This is a genomic window from Vibrio sp. 1069 (assembly GCF_033340555.1).
The window spans coordinates 1-546 of the sequence record NZ_JAWOWP010000815.1 but is presented as its reverse complement, the minus strand read 5'-3'; the positions used below and the strand labels follow the sequence as shown (position 1 = coordinate 546).

Annotated in this window: 1 pseudogene; it reads left to right on the top strand. The window is 45.8% G+C overall.

Going from position 1 to position 546, the window contains the following annotated elements:
* Positions 1-43: 43 nt before the first annotated feature.
* A pseudogene (locus R7040_RS29225) lies at positions 44-546 on the top strand (histidine kinase); the annotation flags it as partial.

Genomic DNA, 546 nt, shown 5'->3' with positions numbered 1-546 from the left:
GATAAGTGATAAATCGATATTAGGGAATGATTCGTCTACGGATATGGAAATTCGTTCGTCACTTAGAAAAAAAAGCATTCTCGCTCTCACACTGTACCTGTGTTTTTTTATCGCTACGATAGGGTCGGTGGTGTACTTGGTGGTTGAGCCACCTGTCCGTGACAAACTAGAAAGAAATCTCGATTTACGTACCCAACTGCTTGCTTCCCAGATAAAAGAGCCGCTCATCACATCCACGGGCGTACTGAATAGCTTGGTTGGGCTGGCGCAAAGCTCAAACCAAAGCTATTCCCTTAAATCGACCATCCCTCAGATTTTAAGATTAAGCGACGAGATCATCGTCAGTGGTGGATTGTGGCCCAAACCAGAACTCAAAGAAGAACGATGGCGGTTTACCAGTTTGTTCTTTAACAAGAACAGTGAGGGGAACATCGATCAGATTCATTCATACAACAATCCAGAATCTGGCGGTTATGACAATGAGCCGTGGTATCGCGCAGCCGCTGAACAACCGTCAGGCACGGTGAGTTGGTCTGCGGTGTATAT